12 protein-coding genes and 1 pseudogene are annotated in these 15,571 nt (G+C 70.4%); 8 read left to right on the top strand and 5 right to left on the bottom strand.

Annotated features, from left to right (window positions below; all coding sequences use genetic code 11):
* Nucleotides 1-37 precede the first annotated feature (37 nt).
* The 6 genes from MCAG_RS26845 to MCAG_RS26820 all read left to right on the top strand — a co-directional run bounded on the left by MCAG_RS26845 (nucleotide 38) and on the right by MCAG_RS26820 (nucleotide 7,467).
* Complete coding sequence (locus MCAG_RS26845; protein WP_036375431.1) at nucleotides 38-1,498, top strand: NAD-dependent succinate-semialdehyde dehydrogenase; 1,461 nt, start codon at nucleotides 38-40, stop codon at nucleotides 1,496-1,498.
* Nucleotides 1,495-1,779 (top strand): hypothetical protein, encoded by a 285-nt coding sequence (locus tag MCAG_RS26840; protein WP_007076090.1) that lies wholly within the window; start codon nucleotides 1,495-1,497, stop codon nucleotides 1,777-1,779. The genes MCAG_RS26845 and MCAG_RS26840 overlap by 4 nt, the downstream gene beginning before the upstream one ends.
* Nucleotide 1,780: 1 nt before the next feature.
* Nucleotides 1,781-3,034 carry an iron-containing alcohol dehydrogenase gene (locus MCAG_RS26835; RefSeq protein ID WP_007076089.1) on the top strand — a complete coding sequence of 418 codons (1,254 nt, stop codon included), beginning with the start codon at nucleotides 1,781-1,783 and terminating at the stop codon, nucleotides 3,032-3,034.
* 347 nt (nucleotides 3,035-3,381) lie between these two features.
* Nucleotides 3,382-4,875, top strand: a complete 1,494-nt coding sequence (locus MCAG_RS26830; protein WP_007076088.1) for an aldehyde dehydrogenase — start codon at nucleotides 3,382-3,384, stop codon at nucleotides 4,873-4,875.
* 94 nt (nucleotides 4,876-4,969) lie between these two features.
* Entirely contained in the window at nucleotides 4,970-5,383 is a 414-nt protein-coding gene (locus MCAG_RS26825; protein ID WP_007076087.1) for an SCP2 sterol-binding domain-containing protein, read from the top strand.
* On the top strand, nucleotides 5,380-7,467 hold the full coding sequence (locus tag MCAG_RS26820; protein WP_007076086.1) for a glycogen debranching N-terminal domain-containing protein: 2,088 nt from the start codon (nucleotides 5,380-5,382) through the stop codon (nucleotides 7,465-7,467). The genes MCAG_RS26825 and MCAG_RS26820 overlap by 4 nt, the downstream gene beginning before the upstream one ends.
* A 150-nt stretch (nucleotides 7,468-7,617) precedes the next feature.
* Here MCAG_RS26820 and MCAG_RS31465 read toward each other — a convergent pair.
* A pseudogene (locus MCAG_RS31465) lies at nucleotides 7,618-7,978 on the bottom strand (HAD-IC family P-type ATPase); the annotation flags it as partial.
* 228 nt (nucleotides 7,979-8,206) lie between these two features.
* Here MCAG_RS31465 and MCAG_RS26810 point away from each other — a divergent pair.
* Both MCAG_RS26810 and MCAG_RS26805 read left to right on the top strand, forming a co-directional pair.
* Complete coding sequence (locus MCAG_RS26810) at nucleotides 8,207-9,289, top strand: sensor histidine kinase (RefSeq protein WP_007076084.1); 1,083 nt, start codon at nucleotides 8,207-8,209, stop codon at nucleotides 9,287-9,289.
* Nucleotides 9,241-9,903 carry a response regulator transcription factor gene (locus MCAG_RS26805; RefSeq protein ID WP_007076083.1) on the top strand — a complete coding sequence of 221 codons (663 nt, stop codon included), beginning with the start codon at nucleotides 9,241-9,243 and terminating at the stop codon, nucleotides 9,901-9,903. Before MCAG_RS26810 ends, MCAG_RS26805 begins: the two co-directional genes overlap by 49 nt.
* Before the next feature lie 22 nt (nucleotides 9,904-9,925).
* Here MCAG_RS26805 and MCAG_RS26800 read toward each other — a convergent pair whose 3' ends face one another.
* The 4 genes from MCAG_RS26800 to MCAG_RS26785 all read right to left on the bottom strand — a co-directional run.
* Nucleotides 9,926-11,122 (bottom strand): glycosyltransferase family 4 protein, encoded by a 1,197-nt coding sequence (locus MCAG_RS26800; RefSeq protein WP_036375428.1) that lies wholly within the window; start codon nucleotides 11,120-11,122, stop codon nucleotides 9,926-9,928.
* 35 nt (nucleotides 11,123-11,157) lie between these two features.
* On the bottom strand, nucleotides 11,158-11,973 hold the full coding sequence (locus MCAG_RS26795; RefSeq protein ID WP_007076081.1) for an ABC transporter permease: 816 nt from the start codon (nucleotides 11,971-11,973) through the stop codon (nucleotides 11,158-11,160).
* Nucleotides 11,970-12,902, bottom strand: coding sequence for a daunorubicin resistance protein DrrA family ABC transporter ATP-binding protein (locus tag MCAG_RS26790; protein ID WP_036375425.1), 933 nt, complete (start codon nucleotides 12,900-12,902; stop codon nucleotides 11,970-11,972). Before MCAG_RS26790 ends, MCAG_RS26795 begins: the two co-directional genes overlap by 4 nt.
* Nucleotides 12,903-12,948: 46 nt before the next feature.
* Nucleotides 12,949-15,571 (bottom strand): type I polyketide synthase (locus tag MCAG_RS26785; protein ID WP_198141651.1); only part of this gene is annotated, 2,623 nt, incomplete at its 5' end.

Below are 15,571 nucleotides of genomic sequence, written 5' to 3'. Positions count from 1 at the left end.
GCCGGACATCACCGAGAACCTCACAGGAGCTGACGCAATGAGTGACCTGATGAACGTCCTGGCCCCCGAGCACCGGCGGCTCCGGATCGGCGACGCCTGGCGCGACGCCGCAAGCGGAGCCACCTTTGCCGTCGAGGACCCGGCCACCGGCAGGACCATCGCCGAGGTGGCGGACGCCGACGTCGTTGACGGGATCGCCGCTCTGGACGTGGCGAGCAAGGCAATGGCGGAGTGGGCGGCGACCCCGCCGCGGAAGCGGTCGGAGCTGTTGACCGCGACATACCGGGCACTGACCGAGCGATCCGAGGAGCTCGCCCGGCTGATAACGCTCGAGATGGGCAAGCCGCTCGCCGAGGCTCGGGCAGAGGTGGCCTACGGCGCCGAGTTCTTCCGTTGGTTCGCCGAGGAGGCGGTGCGCGTCGAGGGGCGCTACAGCACCGCTCCCGCAGGTGGATATCGCATCCTCACCGTGCCGAAGCCGGTCGGACCGTGCGTCTTCGTGACGCCCTGGAACTTTCCGTTGGCCATGGGTGCCCGCAAGATCGCTCCTGCGCTGGCGGCGGGCTGCACGACGATCACCAAGCCAGCAGCCCAGACGCCGCTCACCATGCTGTTCCTGGCCCGCGTCATGGAGGAGGTCGGCGTTCCCCCGGGCGTCGTCAACGTGGTGACCACCAAACGTGCCGGCGAGGTGGTCTCAGCACTGCTAGCCGACGGTCGGACCCGCAAGCTCTCGTTCACCGGGTCGACCGAGGTCGGGCGCGTGCTGCTACGACAGGCTGCGGACAACGTGCTGCGCACCTCCATGGAACTGGGCGGCAACGCGGCCTTGATCGTGTGTGCCGACGCTGACCTGGACGTCGCGCTCGACGGCGCCATGGTGGCCAAGATGCGCAACATCGGGGAGTCCTGCATCGCGGCCAACCGGATCTACGTCGAGGAGCCGGTGCGCGAGGAATTCACGGCGCGCTTCGCCGAGCGGATGGGCGCGCTTTCGGTGGGCCATGGTCTCGACGACGGCGTGGACGTCGGGGCGTTGATCGACGAGGCCTCGGTCACCAAGATCGACGAGCTCGTCGCCGACGCTGTCGATCGCGGCGCCCGGGTCTTGGTGGGCGGCGAGCGTCCGGATGGGCCGGGCCACTTCTACCCGCCTACCGTCCTCGTCGACGTGCCCGAAGATGCGCGGATGCTCAGGACGGAGATCTTCGGCCCGGTGGCGCCGATCATCTCGTTCACGTCCGACGACGAGGTGATGGCAAAGGCCAACGACACCGAGCACGGCCTGGTCGGATACATCTTCACCCGTGACCTCCAGCGGGCGCTCCGGTTCATCGAGGGGCTGGATACGGGGATGCTCGGCATCAACCGTGGTCTGATATCGGACCCGTCAGCTCCGTTCGGCGGCGTGAAGCAGTCCGGGATCGGCAGGGAGGGGTCGCACGAGGGCATCCTTGAGTACCTCGACCTCACCTACGCGGCGATCGACCTACCGTGACCGGCCTGCTGCCCCGGGCACCCGCCGAGGATCACCGCGCCCTGTGCAAACATGACCTGACCGACCTCCACCGCGGGACCCTCGACCCGACCCACCCGTCCACCAAGGGTGACGTCTTCATCGCGATGGAGCCGAGGGCGCCTGGGCACGATCGAGTCCGAGCGCCCGGCGCGCGCGCCTGCGCCACCCGGGCGGCCAACCTTGCCGACGCCGTCCCGGTCTCGCAGGTGACCTGGACGTCCGCCCAGCAAATCGCCGCCGACGTTCCAGAGAGGCACTGACATGCTTGAGACCGTCCGCGGACCACGCCAGCTGATAGTGGGCGAGGGGGGCGCGCAGAATATCCCACGAGTGGTGGCCGAGTGCGGCTCGCGAGTCCTCATCGTGACCGACCAGGTTCTTCTGGGGCAGCCGGGCGTGGCCGAGATCGTGGTTGCCGTGCGGGAGAAGGTCGAGGTCGTCGAGGTGTTTTCCGACGCGACCCCAGACGTGCCACTCGCCGATGTCGCCTTGGCCGTCTCGGTCGCCGCCGAGGTGGACGCGGACGTGATCCTCGCCATCGGGGGTGGCACAGTGATCGACCTCGCCAAAATCGTCGGGGTCATACGGCGCCACGGTGGGACGCCGCGCGACTTCTACGGCGAGTCGAAGGTGCCGGGGCCGACGATTCCTCTCGTCGCGGTCCCGACGACGTCAGGCACCGGCTCCGAGCTCTCACCCGTCTCGGTGTTGACCGACCCGGACCGCGAGCTGAAGGTGGGGGTTTCCAGCGTCCACATCGTGCCCGACTTCGCCATCGTCGACCCCGAACTCACCTACACCTGCCCTGCGACCGTCACCGCCCACTCCGGCATCGACGCGTTTTGTCACGCGGTGGAGAGCTACACCGCGCGACCCCGGGCCCACGGACCGCGCGACCCGGTGGAGCAGGTCTTCCTCGGCCGCAACCCGATCACCGACCACTACGCGCTCCGGGCTGCGGAGCGGATCGCCCGTAGCTTGCGTCGTGCTGTCAGGGACGGAGGCGACACGGACGCGCGAGCGGACATGTCCTATGGGTCCATGCTCGCCGGGCTCGCATTTTCCCACGCGGGCAACGCGGCCCCGCACGCTCTCCAGTACCCCATCGGCGCAGCCACGCACACGCCGCACGGCCTGGGCGTCGGGCTGCTACTGCCCTACGCGCTGGACGCGGCCAGGGATGCCATCGGTGACCGGTTGGCCATCCTCGCCGGGGTGTGCGGGCTCGACGTGACCGACGCCTCGGATGCCGAGGCCGCAGATACGTTCCTCACCTGGCTCGACGGGCTCCTTGCCGACATCGGCATCCCTCCCACCTTGGCGGACATCGGCGTGGCGCGCGCCGACCTCCCGCGCTTCGCCCAGATGGCCAGTGGCGTCACCCGCTTGATCCAGAACCATCCAGGCCCGACCGACACCGCCAGCCTGACCGCGATCCTCGAAGCGGCCTGGACCGGGGACCGGACCCGACACGTCCTGACTCCGAGCAGAGATCGTGACCGGCCTTCCACCTGACGACGGGTTCCCGGCCCCACCCTTGGGGGTGGGAGTGCTCGGCTACGCCATCGCGCCCGACGTCGCAGCCCTCCTCGGTCACTCACCCCGACCAGGCGGTAATGCTGATCCGCCCGACGGCCACCAGCAGCCGCGCAGAGCGCTCCATCGGGCGGTGGCTGCTCCTGACGGGGAGGGTTCCGTTCGAAAACCACGCCCACTGCCGCCTGCAGAAGTATCCTGCTGAAGGTGGTGCAACTTGGCTATTCCGATCAGCGTGCGGACGTCGAGGCCATGGCTGCGCTGGCGGGTCGAGCCGCGCCGTGGCGACAGGTCGTGTCGCGCGACTGGAGGGAGACAGCATCGCCATGCCCGACGCCATCCGTACCGTCGATCTGTTGATCGGCGGTAGGTGGACACCCGCCCAATCAGGGCGAAGGACCACAAAAGTTCGTAATGTCGATAACGAGCCGCTGTCGGAGGTTGCCGCCGCCAGCCGTACCGATGCGGCGGCCGCCGTTGATGCGGCGGCTGCCGCGAAGGCTACTTGGGGAACCTGGTCGCCGGGGCAACGGCGCGAGGTACTGCAGCGCGCCGCGGGTCTGCTGACCGAACGCGGCGACGAGATCGTCGGGGCGATGTGCCAGGAGACCGGCGCGGTGCTCAGCTGGTGCCACTTCAACCTGAAGCTCGCCACCGACATGCTCATCGAGGCGGCCGCGCAGACGTACGGCATTGTCGGCGAGGTCATCCCGTCTGACGTGCCCGGCATGACCGCGCTCGGCGTCCGCCAGCCGGTAGGAGTGGTCGTCGGTCTTGCCCCGTGGAACGCGCCGCTGATCCTCGGCATGCGAGCCGTCGCGCTTCCGCTGGCATACGGCAACACGGTGGTGCTCAAAGCGAGCGAGGAGGCCCCGGCGACCCACGTGGCGATCGCCGCCGCCCTGCATGACGCCGGCATGCCGCCCGGCGCGATCAACGTGGTCACGAACGCGCCGGCCGACGCGGCGGACATAGTCGACGAGTTGGTCTGCCATCCGCAGACCCGCTGCATCAACTTCACCGGTTCGACCTCGATCGGGCGCATCGTCGGCGAGAAGGCCGGTCGGCATCTGAAGCGTGTCGTCCTCGAACTCGGCGGCAAGGCGCCGATGCTGGTGCTGGCCGACGCGGACATCCCGGCGGCGGTGCGCGCCGCCGTCGCCGGCTCCTTCCTGAACCAGGGTCAGATCTGCATGTCGACCGAGCGGATCGTGGTGGAGCGCACGGTCGCCGACGAGTTTCTCGACCAGTTGGTGGTTCACGCCGGCAGGCTGACCATGGGCGATCCGCATGAGCCGTCGACCGAGCTCGGCCCACTGGTCAACCAGCGAGCCGTCGACCACGTCGCGTCGCTCGTCGCCGACGCCCAGACCAAAGGCGCCAAAGTGCTCATCGGGGGCCGAGCCGACGGCCTGTTCTACCCACCGACCGTACTGCGTGGAGTGACCCCGAAGATGCGGGTCTACAGCGAAGAGTCGTTCGGGCCGGTCGCTGCGGTGATCGAGGTGGATGGCGTCGACGAGGCTGTCCGAGTCGCCAACGACACCGAGCTTGGCCTGGCCAGCGCGGTGTTCAGCCGCGACGTCGCCAACGCCTTGCAGGTGGCCCGCCGGATCGAAGCCGGAATCTGCCACATCAACGGGGCCTCTGTCCACGACGAGCCGCAGATGCCATTCGGCGGCGTCAAGGCCAGCGGCTGGGGCCGGTTCGGTTCCCGGGCGGCGCTCGCCGAGTTCACCGACCTACGGTGGATCACCATCTCGCCGTTGGACCGGCAGTACCCGCTAGGGCCTCGCGTCCCGTCCCTGTCCGGGATCTGAGAGGCGGCGTCATGCGCAGCTGGTGATGCGGACCCGACCGGGGCTGGTTTCGGTCATGCCGAGGTGGCACGCGAGGGAAGGAGGGTGACGCCAAGTGGGCGACCAGCTGGCTGACGCACTTCAGATGCTGGAGCGTGGGGAGAGCCGTACTTTCAAGAGTATTCCTCGGGAGACCAAGGGCACCGTCCGCCTGGACGTGACAGAGTCGGCCGGCACCGTCGTGGAACAGTGGTTTGTCGCCATAGAGAGCGGGACTGCCCGGGTCCGCAGGGCAAATCCGGAAACGCCTCAGCCGGAGCCGGACGCCGTTCTGCGCACCGACAACGATACGTTCGACCGGCTCGTTCGGGGCGAGGAACGTTTCGTGCCGTTGTTCTTCCGCAACGCGCTTGTGGTCGAGGGGCAACTGGGGCTGGTGGACCTGCTCGGAAGGGTGCTGTTCACCGGACCACCCTCCGGCCGTCACCCACGGGATTTCGTCCATGAGGAAGCCGCCGGACCATCATGACCGAGAAGACGCTCAGCATCCTGGACGGAAACACCTTCCTCGTCACTGATGTGCGTGGAGATGTCACCAGGTCCCCCGACACCCCGGCAGGGCTCTTCTCGTTCGACACCCGCTTCCTGTCGACCTGGGTGCTGCGCGTCAACGGGGAGCGACTCAGCCCCCTGTCCCGCAGCGATCTGCACTTCTTCGAGACGCGGTTCTTGCTCGTCCCCGGGCAGCCCACGCACTACGTCAACGCCAAGATCTCGGTCATCCGCGAGCAGTCCATCGGCGCGAACTTCGTCGAACGGCTCGTGGTTCTCAACCACGACATCGAACCGGCGGACGTCTCCATCCGGATCGACGCGGAAGCCGACTTCGCCGACATATTCGAGATCAAGGAGAATCAGCCGAAGCACGGTAAGCGATCGGTGTCCCACGAAGACGGGCGCCTTCATCTGCACTACGAGCGGGCGACGTTTTGCCGGGACACCATCATCTCCAGTGATAGACCGGCCAAGGTGGACGACGGCGGCATGACCTTCGACATCTGTCTCGAACCGCACGGCCGCTGGGACGTCGGGCTCCAGGTGGAACCGATTATCAACCGAGGCGGCGGCGGCTCCGTTACCGTCTGGGAGGCGTACCGCCGGCGGAGCAGGCCACAGGTGCGCGAGGAGTTGGAGCACTGGATCGACCGCGCGCCGCGACTCGCAAGCGACTACGAGCCGCTCACGGCGGCATACAAGCGCAGTCTGTACGACCTGGCCGCCATGCGTTACTCGTCGCTGACCGCGGTTAGCCCGATCCCGACCGCCGGGCTGCCCTGGTACATGACTCTCCTCGGCCGGGACAGCATCTTCATCAGCCTGCAGACACTGCCGTTCGCGCCCACGCTGACCCCGCCCGTGCTGCGCCTGTTGGGGGCGCTGCAGGGCACCACCTTCGACGACTTCCGCGAGGAGGAGCCGGGTAAGATCTTGCACGAGTTCCGGTACGGCGAGTCGGCGGCGTTCGAGGAACAGCCACACACCCCCTACTACGGATCTGCGGACGCCAGCCCGCTGTTCGTCATTCTGCTCGACGAGTACGAGCGGTGGAGCGGCGACGTGGAAACCGTACGGCTGTTCGAACCGCAGGCCCGTGCCGCGCTCAACTGGATCGACGAGTACGCCGATCTGCTTGGCACCGGCTACGTCTACTACTGGCGGCGCAACACCCGCAACGGCCTGGAGAACCAGTGCTGGAAGGACTCCTCGGACGCGATCTCCTACCGGGACGGCCGGCTGCCCGCCCTGCCCAGGGCAACCTGCGAGCTACAGGGGTACGCCTACGACGCCAAGATGCGCGGGGCGCGAATGGCCCGCGAGTTCTGGAACGACCCAGAGTACGCCGACCGCTTGGAGCGCGAGGCGGCGCAACTGCGGGAACAGTTCAACCGCGATTTCTGGATCGAGGAGGAGGGTTACTACGCGCTTGCGCTCGATCCGGACGGCAAGCCCGTCGACGCGCTCGCCTCCAACATGGGGCATCTGCTCTGGAGCGGCATTGTCGAGCCGGAGCGGGCACGCCGTGTGGCGGACCACCTCCTTGGACCGAGCCTCTTTTCCGGTTGGGGCGTGCGCACCTTGTCCACCACCAACCTGCGGTACAACCCCATCGGCTACCACGTCGGTGCGGTCTGGCCGTTCGACAACTCGATCATCGCCTGGGGTCTGTGGCGCTACGGTCTCCGGGAGGAGGCCGCCAGGATCGCCGATGGCATGATCACCGCGTCGGGGTATTTCGACGGCCGGTTGCCCGAGGCATTCGCCGGCTATGACCGGAGCCTCACCGACTACCCGGTCGAGTACCCGACGGCGTGCAGCCCTCAGGGCTGGTCAGCGGGCGCGCCACTGCTACTGCTTCGCACAATGCTGGGGCTCACCCCACACCCGGACCATCTCGCCGTCGATCCGTACCTGCCGTCGTCGGTGGGCCGGATAGAACTGCTCGACGTACCGGGGCGGTGGGGGCTCGCCGACGCGTTCGGCCGGCGCACCCGCCGCCGCCGCGAGGACGACCACCGTTCGGAGCCGGTCGCCCGACTCACCCATGGCGAGTAGCCTCCGCACCATGGGCGAGGTCGATGACCTGGGCGAACTGTGCGTCCGGCTTGACGACACCCCACTCACCGACGTGGCAATGGCATCTACCGGCAGCGCCAGGGCTCGGAGGAGTTCGGGCCCGCACGGACGGTCTGGTCGCCGTAGTCGTTACGGCTGGCGTAGCGGCTTGAAGCCGCGCAGCCGCAGGCTGTTGGAGACGACGAAGACCGACGAGAACGCCATCGCGGCGCCGGCGATCATCGGGTTGAGCATTCCGGCGGCGGCCAGCGGCAGGGCCGCGACGTTGCAGGCGAAGACCCAGAACAGGTTGCCCTTGATGGTGGCCAGAGTGCGTCGGGAGAGCCGGATCGCGTCGACGGCGGGCATCCAGGTCGCCTCGGACCAGGGTGAGGTCGGATGCTTCGATCGCCACGTCGGTACCGGTGCCCATGGCCAGGCCGAGGTCGGCCTGTGCGAGCGCGGCAGCGTCGTTGACGCCGTCGCCGACCATCGCCACGACCGTGCCCTCGGAATCCGGCTCACGACACCGAACGCAGTTTCGGCACGATACAGGGTCCCTGCGGATCTGCGGCGTGTCGGTGCTCGACGTTAGCTGACGACCGGGCCAGCCACCGGACCCCGCCGTAGAGGGTAGGGAAATCCCCACCCCTATTTGGGGGCATAGGTCGTTTGCCGGCATCCGGTGCTCCTTCTACGGTGAAGGTGCCGAGAAACCGCACCGGATGGAGATTTTGCGATGAGCATGCCGACCAGCCCTCGTCGCCGCCTCCTCGGCGGTCGCGGCGGCACCGACCTGATCATCGCGGAGGCCGGTGGGGCGGCCAGCCTCGCCCTGCTAACCGGGATGATCTGGGCGGTCACGGGGGGCGGCTACTTTTGGCCACGGTGGACCTGGTTCGGCCTGGCCGTCGCCGTCGGGACGCACCTGGCCGTCCGGCGTGCGCTGCAGGTACCGCGTGGTCGACGCCGCTGGCTGGCCCTGCACGCCGCGCTGGCGTGCGTGCTGGCGTCGGCCGAGCTAGCGGTCTGGGCGCTGTCCGGAGGCGGGTACTTCTGGCCGATCTGGGCACTGATGCTGCTCGCCTCGGGGGTGGGCACGCACGCCTGGGTGGTGTCGCAGCTGCCCCCGGAGCGGGAGCGGGAGCTGACCCGACGCATCGACGCGCTGGCCCGGACCCGGCGGGGCGCGGTCGACGCGCAGGTCACGGAGCTCAAGCGGATCGAGCGCGACCTGCACGACGGGGCCCAGGCCCGGATGGTCTCGGTGGGCATGACGCTCGGGCTGGCCGAGCATCTGCTGCGCACCGACCCGGCGGCCGGCGCCCGGTTGGTCAGCGAGGCCCGGGCGACCACCCTGTCCGCGCTGGACGACCTGCGCGCGGTCATGCAGGCGATCCACCCGGCGGTGCTCGCCGACCGGGGCCTGGACAAGGCGGTCGAGGCGCTGGCCCTCGACCTCGCCGTACCGACCAGCGTAAGCTGCGACCTGCCCGGGCCCGCGCCCGCCGCGATCGAGTCGGCACTGTACTTCTCCATCGCCGAATGCCTGGCCAATGTGGTCAAGCACAGCCACGCCACCACGGCCGCGGTGGACATCAGTTTCCTGGACGGCCGACTGGTGGCCGTGGTCGTCGACGACGGGGTCGGCGGCGCGTCGGTCGACGGCGGCACCGGCCTGCATGGCATCGCCCGGCGGCTGGAGGCTTTCGACGGCATCATCTGGGTGAACAGCCCGGCCGGCGGGCCCACCTCGATCACTCTGGAGGTTCCGTGCGAGTTGTCATCGCGGAAGACCTCGCTCTCCTCCGGGACGGCCTGACCCGGCTGCTGGAGGCCCACGGCATCGAGGTGGTGGCCGCCGTCGGCGATCCGGAGGCGCTGGCGGCGGCGCTGCGCGAGCACGAGGTCGACGTGGCGGTGGTGGACATCCGGATGCCGCCGACTTTCACCACCGAGGGCCTGATCGCCGCGATCGAGGCCCGCCAGCGCCGGCCGGGCATGCCGATGCTGGTGCTGAGCCAGTTCGTCGAGCAGCTGTACGCCCTGGAGCTGATGCACTCCGGCGAGGGCGGGATCGGCTACCTGCTGAAGGACCGGGTGTCCGACGTGTCGACGTTCATCGACGCGGTGCGCCGGGTCGCGGACGGCGGGACGGTCCTGGACCCGAAGGTCGTCTCCAGCCTGCTGGGCCGGGCCAGTCGCCGCCCGCCGCTGGCCCGACTCAGCCGGCGGGAGCGGGAGGTGCTGGATCTGATAGCGCAAGGGCGATCGAACGCCGCCATCGCCAACATGCTCGTGATCACCGAGAAGGCGGTCGGCAAGCACATCAACAGCATCTTCGGAAAGCTCGACCTGACCCTGGCCGCCGAGGACAACCGCCGGGTGCTCGCCGTGCTCGCCTACCTCCAGGAGGCGCCGACCGGCCCTGGCTGACCGCTCAGGGCAGGCGGACCGCTCAGCGGGCCGGCACGGCCAGGTCGGCCAGCCGGGCGGTGAGCGCGTCGAGCGAGTACCGCTCGGTCAGCAGCGTCCAGGCCGCCCGAGTGAGCTGGGTGCGAAGTGCCGGGTCGCCGACCAGCCGGTCCACCGCGTCGACGAACTCCTCCGGCTCCTCCGCCGCCAGATAGTGCTCGCCGGGCACCGCGCCGAGCCCCTCCGCGCCCTTCGCCGTGGAGATCGTCGGCGCACCGCTCGCGAACGCCTCCAGGATCTTGAAGCGACTGCCCCCGCCGAGCTTCAGCGGAACCGCCATGATGCTGCCGGCGATCAGGGCGGCCGGGCTGGGCGGATCGGAGATCAGCTCGACTCCGGGCGCCAGCTCCACGTCCCCCAGCATCTCCCGGGCCATCGCGCCGGCCACCACGACCGGCAGTTGGTGGCCCCGCTTCCGCAGCAGCGGGGCGATCTGGAGAAGGAGGGCGAGCCCGGCCTCGATGTTGGGATACCAGTCCATGCGGCCGGTGAAGCAGACCGAGCGGACGTCAGCCGGTGGCGGCACGGCGCCGGTGACCTCGACGACGTTGGGCACCACCCGGACAGTGTCGGCTGCCACCGCGTACCGCCTGATCACCTCCGCCCGGTCCTCGTCGCTGCACACCCACACCGCGTCCGCGGAGCGGACCGCGGTCCGCTCCGCGGTGTCCACCAGCCGCACGTGCCGCTGGGTGTAGAAGCCGGCCATCGGTGATCCGGGCGGCAGCGCGGCGTGGATTGCCTCGTGCAGCTGGGCCTCCACGTTGTGCAGGTCGAAGACCACGGTGAACCAGCCCAGCGCGGCCAGGGCGGTGACATACCGGTGGGTGTCGAGGCCGCTGCACACCACCGTGGTGACGCGGGCCGCGACCAACTCACCGGCCAAGCGCCGGACGTACTCCGGGCAGTAGGTCCGGTCGGCGTGCCAGACCTGCACGTCGTCGAGCATGGCGACCTCGGCGGTGCCGCCCGGCCGGCCAGTGAGCCGGCAGCCGGCCCGGCACCGGTCCCACCGGTCGCAGCCGAGCTGCTGGAGCCTGCACGGCAGGTGCCGGTCCAGCGCGGTTTGCAGGGCGCGCCACCGCATGGACAGCCCGCCCGGATGGTCGTGCGCGTCGCCGGTCAGGATCACCGCCCGCGCGCCTCGACGGCCGGCCCGCCCGTTTCGCTCCCCGATCATCGGATTCGCACCTCCCCCAGCTCCCCGGCGCCGGCTCAGCCGACCGTGCGGCGACGGAAGAGCCGGGCGGCCAGCGGTACGGAGAGCAGCAGGATGGGTATCCACCAGGCCAGCGCCAGCCAGACCGCGTGCCCCGCCGGCACGCCGGTGAGTAGTGACCGGACCGAGTCCACCACCGGGCTCACCGGCTGGTTCACCACGATCGCCTCGACCACCGGCGGCATCGTGCTGGTCGGGACCAGGGCGCTGCTCAGGTACGGCAGGAACACCAGGATCATGCCCAGCCCGTTGCCGCCCTCGACCGACTTCGCGGTGATACCGAGGATCACCGCCACCCAGGACAGCGCGGTGACGAACAGCAGCAGGATGCCGAACGTGGCCAGCCACTCCAGCGGGCCGGCGGTGGGCCGGAAACCGACCGCGAACCCGGCCAGGATCAGCACAGCCGCCGAGACCGCGTTGCGGCACAACGCGCCGACCACGTGGGCGATCAGCACCGCGGACCGCAGCACCGGCATCGACCGGAACCGGTCGATGATGCCGTTACGCAGATCATCGGTAACCCCGACGATGGTCGTGGTGAGGTTGAAGCCGACGCTGATCACGATGAGCCCGGCGATCACATAGTTGATGTACGCCTGGTCCACTTTGATCGCGCCGCCGAGCAGGTAGCGGAACATCAGCAGCAGGATGATCGGCAGCGAGACCATCTGGATCAGCTGTTCCGGGACCCGGATGATGTGCCGCAGGTTGCGGCCGATCAGGGTCAGGCAGTCGCTCAGCGCCAAGACGAAAGCCGGGCGTTGCAGCGGTTCGATCCGGGTCAGCCCGTGCGACATGGTCTGGGTCATTGAACTTCTCCCGCGTTGTGGCCGGTCAGGGTGAGGAACACGTCGTCGAGCGTGGGCCGGCGCATGGCCAGGCCCTGCACGTCGAGGCCGGCGTCACCGACCTTGTTGAGCAGCCGGCGGACCTCGCCGGCGTCCTCGACCGGGATGCTGATGCTGGTCCCGGCCAGGCGTACTCCACCGATCACATCCTGCGCCCGTTGGGCGTCGCGCTCGGTGGCGAAGCCAAGCTCCAGCCGCTCGGTGCCGACCTGGCGTTTGAGCTCGTCCGCGGTGCCCTCCGCGACGATGCGACCCTCGTCGATCAACGTGATCCGGTCGGCCAACTGGTCGGCCTCCTCCAGGTTCTGCGTGGTCAGCAGGATGGTGGTGCCGGCCGCCAGCAGCTTCCTGATGGTTTCCCACAGCGCCTGCCGACTGCGCGGGTCCAGCCCGGTGGTGGGTTCGTCGAGCAACAGCACCGGCGGCGCGGTGACCAGGCTGACCGCCAGGTCGAGCCGGCGTCGCATGCCGCCGGAGTAGTACCGGACCTGCCGCTCCGCGGCTTCCACCAGATCGAACTCGCTGAGTAGTTCGGCGGCGCGCTGCCGGGCCGCGGACCGGCCGAGGTGGAACAGCCGCCCCATCATGACCAGGTTCTCCCGACCGGTGAGCACGCCGTCGATGGAGGCGTCCTGGCTGGTCAGCCCGATCACCTCGCGGACCCGGGCGGCGTCGCGGACCACATGGTGGCCCTCGATCATCGCCACCCCGTCATCCGGGTTTAGCAGCGTGGTCAGGATGCGGATCAACGTGGTCTTGCCCGCACCGTTCGGGCCGAGCAGGGCGAGCATCGTGCCCCGTTCGACTCTCAGGTCCACGCCCTGCAGCCCGCGTACGTCGCCGTACGACTTGCGTAGCCCGCTCGTCTCGATCGCGAACGTGGTGTCCATTCGGTTCAGCCCTCTCTGTGGCTTGGCTGCTGCTGGGATGGACTGCTCAACCACGATCGGCATGCTCGCCGATCGCCAGGTTGATCAGCTCTTCGCTGTCCATGTCATCTATCGACGTGGTCGTCGGGTGGTGTGGTGCCGCCGGGGCGCCGGCGAGTTTGAGGAGGCTGTCCAGCAGGCCGGCGTCGCGCAGCCGGTCCAGCGGGATCGACGCCAGCATCTGCCGTACGTCGACGGGGTCGACCGCCTCGACGGCCGGTTCGGGCTCCGGCAGTAGCTGCGCGCCGAGATGCTCGGCCAGGGCCCGCGGGTTCGGGTAGTCGAAGACCAGGCTGGCCGACAGGTTCAGCCCGGTGAGCAGGGTGAGTTTGTTGCGCATACCGACCGCGGCCAGGGAGTCGAAACCCAGGTCGAGGAAGGCGCGTTCGACCGGGATGTCGGCCGAGTCGGGGTATCCGAGCAGCGCCGCCACCTGGCTGCGGACCAGATCGAGCAGGGCCGGTGCCCGCTTGTGCGGCGGCATCCCGGCGAGCCGCTCGCGCAGCGACCCGGCCTCGGCCGGCGCCGCCGCGACGGCCCGACGGGTCTGCGGGCCGGCCAGGTCGCGCAGCAGCGGCGGCAGGTCCGCCGTGTCGCCGGCGGGCGGCGCCAGCCGGGCGGCCAGCAACACCGGATCGGCCAGGCCGGTGGCCGCGTCGAGCAGGCCGAGCCCGACCTCGGTGGGCAGCGCCGCGATGCCGGCCGCGGCCAGCCGCTGGGTGTCGATCTCGCTCAGCCCCGCACCCATCCCGGCCTCGCCGGTCGCCCACAGTCCCCAGGCGAGGGAGAGCCCGGCCAGCCCGGCCGCCCGGCGGTGCGCGGCGAGGGCGTCCAGGAACGCGTTGGCCGCCGCGTAGGCGCCCTGCCCGGGGCCGCCCAGCATGCCGGCCGCCGAGGAGAACAGGACGAACGCGGACAGGTCCAGGTCCGCGGTCAGCTCGTGCAGGTGCCATGCGCCGTCCACCTTGGGCCGCAGGACCGCGCCAAGCCGCTCCGCGGTCAGCGTGGTGACCAGCCCGTCGTCGAGCACCCCGGCGGCGTGCACCATCCCGCGCAGCGGCCGGTCGTCCGGGACGGTGGCGAGCAGCGCCGCCACCGCCTCGCGATCGGCCAGATCGACGGCAACCACGTCCACGGTCACCGCGCCCAGGTCGGCCAGCTCGCCGGTGAGCGCGGCCACCCCTGCGGCGTCCGGACCCCGCCGGCTGGCCAGCAGCAGGTGCCGGACCCCGTGCCGGGCGACCAGGTGGCGGGCCACCACCCCGCCCAGCGCGCCGGTCGCCCCGCTGATCAGGACGGTGCCGGTGGTGGTCCAGACCGGTTTGCCGTCCCCGGCGGGCGGGCTCACCGGAGCCAGCCGTGGCACCCAGAGCTCGCCCCGGCGCAGCGCGGCCTGCGGCTCGCCGGAGCGCAGCGCGGCCTGGACCAGGTGCCCGGACGCCGCGGCCGTGTCCAGGTCCACCAGCGCGATCCGGTCCGGGTGCTCGGCCTGTGCGGCGCGGACCAGCCCGGCCACGGCGGCGCCAGCCAGGTCCGGGACGCCGGCGGTGGAAGGCGCGTCCACCGCTTCGATGCCGGTGCCGCTGACCGCGCCGCTGGTCGCCACAACCAGCCGGGCGGCGGCGAACCGAGAGTCGGTCAGCCAGGCACGCAGCAGGTCGAGGAGCCGGGCCGTCTCGGCGTACACGTCGGTGCCCGGGCCACCGGCCGGGAGCACCAGCACGTCGGCGTCGGCCGCCGCGTCCAGGTCGGAGACCACCGGGGCACTGAGCGGTTCGGCCAAGCCCCACCGGTCCGGGCCGAGTACGCTCCACCGGCTGGTCAGGTCGGCACTGTGCACCGTGAGCGGGCGCCACTCCAGCCGGCGCAGGGTGTCCGTGGCCCGGGCGGCAGCGGTCGGGGGTACCGGCGCCTGGGACATCGGGCGCAGGATGAGCGAGTCGACGGTGACGACCGGCTGCCCCGTGGGGTCCGCGACGTGCAGGGACACCGCCCCGGTGCCGGCCGGCGTGACGCGTACCCGCAGGCTCGTCCCGCCGACCGCGTGCAGCCGCAACCGGGACCAGGAGAACGGCAGGGCCGGCTCTGCACCGGCCAGCCCGCTGCGCCCGATCACCTGGAGGGCGGCGTCCAGCGCGGCCGGGTGCGACTCGTAACGGTCCACTTCAAAGTCCGCCGACTCGGGCAGGCTCACTTCGGCGAACACCTGGTCGCCTCGGCGCCAGGCGCGACGCAGGCCACGGAAGGCTGGGCCGTAGTCGATGCCGACGGCGGCGAACTCCGGGTACATCCCGTCCAGTGGCAGCTCGGCGGCGCCGGGTGGTGGCCAGGCGGCCAGTTCGGTGCCGCCCGCCGCCCCGCGGTCGGGGGCCAGCGTCCCGGTGGCGTGCCGGGTCCAGGGCAGGTCGGCGGAGCCACCCTCAGGTCGCGTATGGACGGTGATCCGCCGCAGCCCGGCCTCGTCCGGCGCGGTCACCGCGCACTGGAGCTGGACGCCGCCCTCGGCGGGCAGGACGAGGGGGATCTCGATGGTCAGCTCGTCCACCCCGGGGCAGCCGGCCCGGGCGCCGGCGTGCAGCGCCAGCTCCACGAAGCCGGTACCGGGGAACAGCGTCGCCCCACCGATCACG

It is taken from the genome of Micromonospora sp. ATCC 39149, from assembly GCF_000158815.1.
In the GTDB taxonomy this organism is placed as follows: domain Bacteria; phylum Actinomycetota; class Actinomycetes; order Mycobacteriales; family Micromonosporaceae; genus Micromonospora.
Note: the sequence above shows the minus strand (reverse complement) of the source record. Positions and strands in the feature narration are given on the sequence as shown.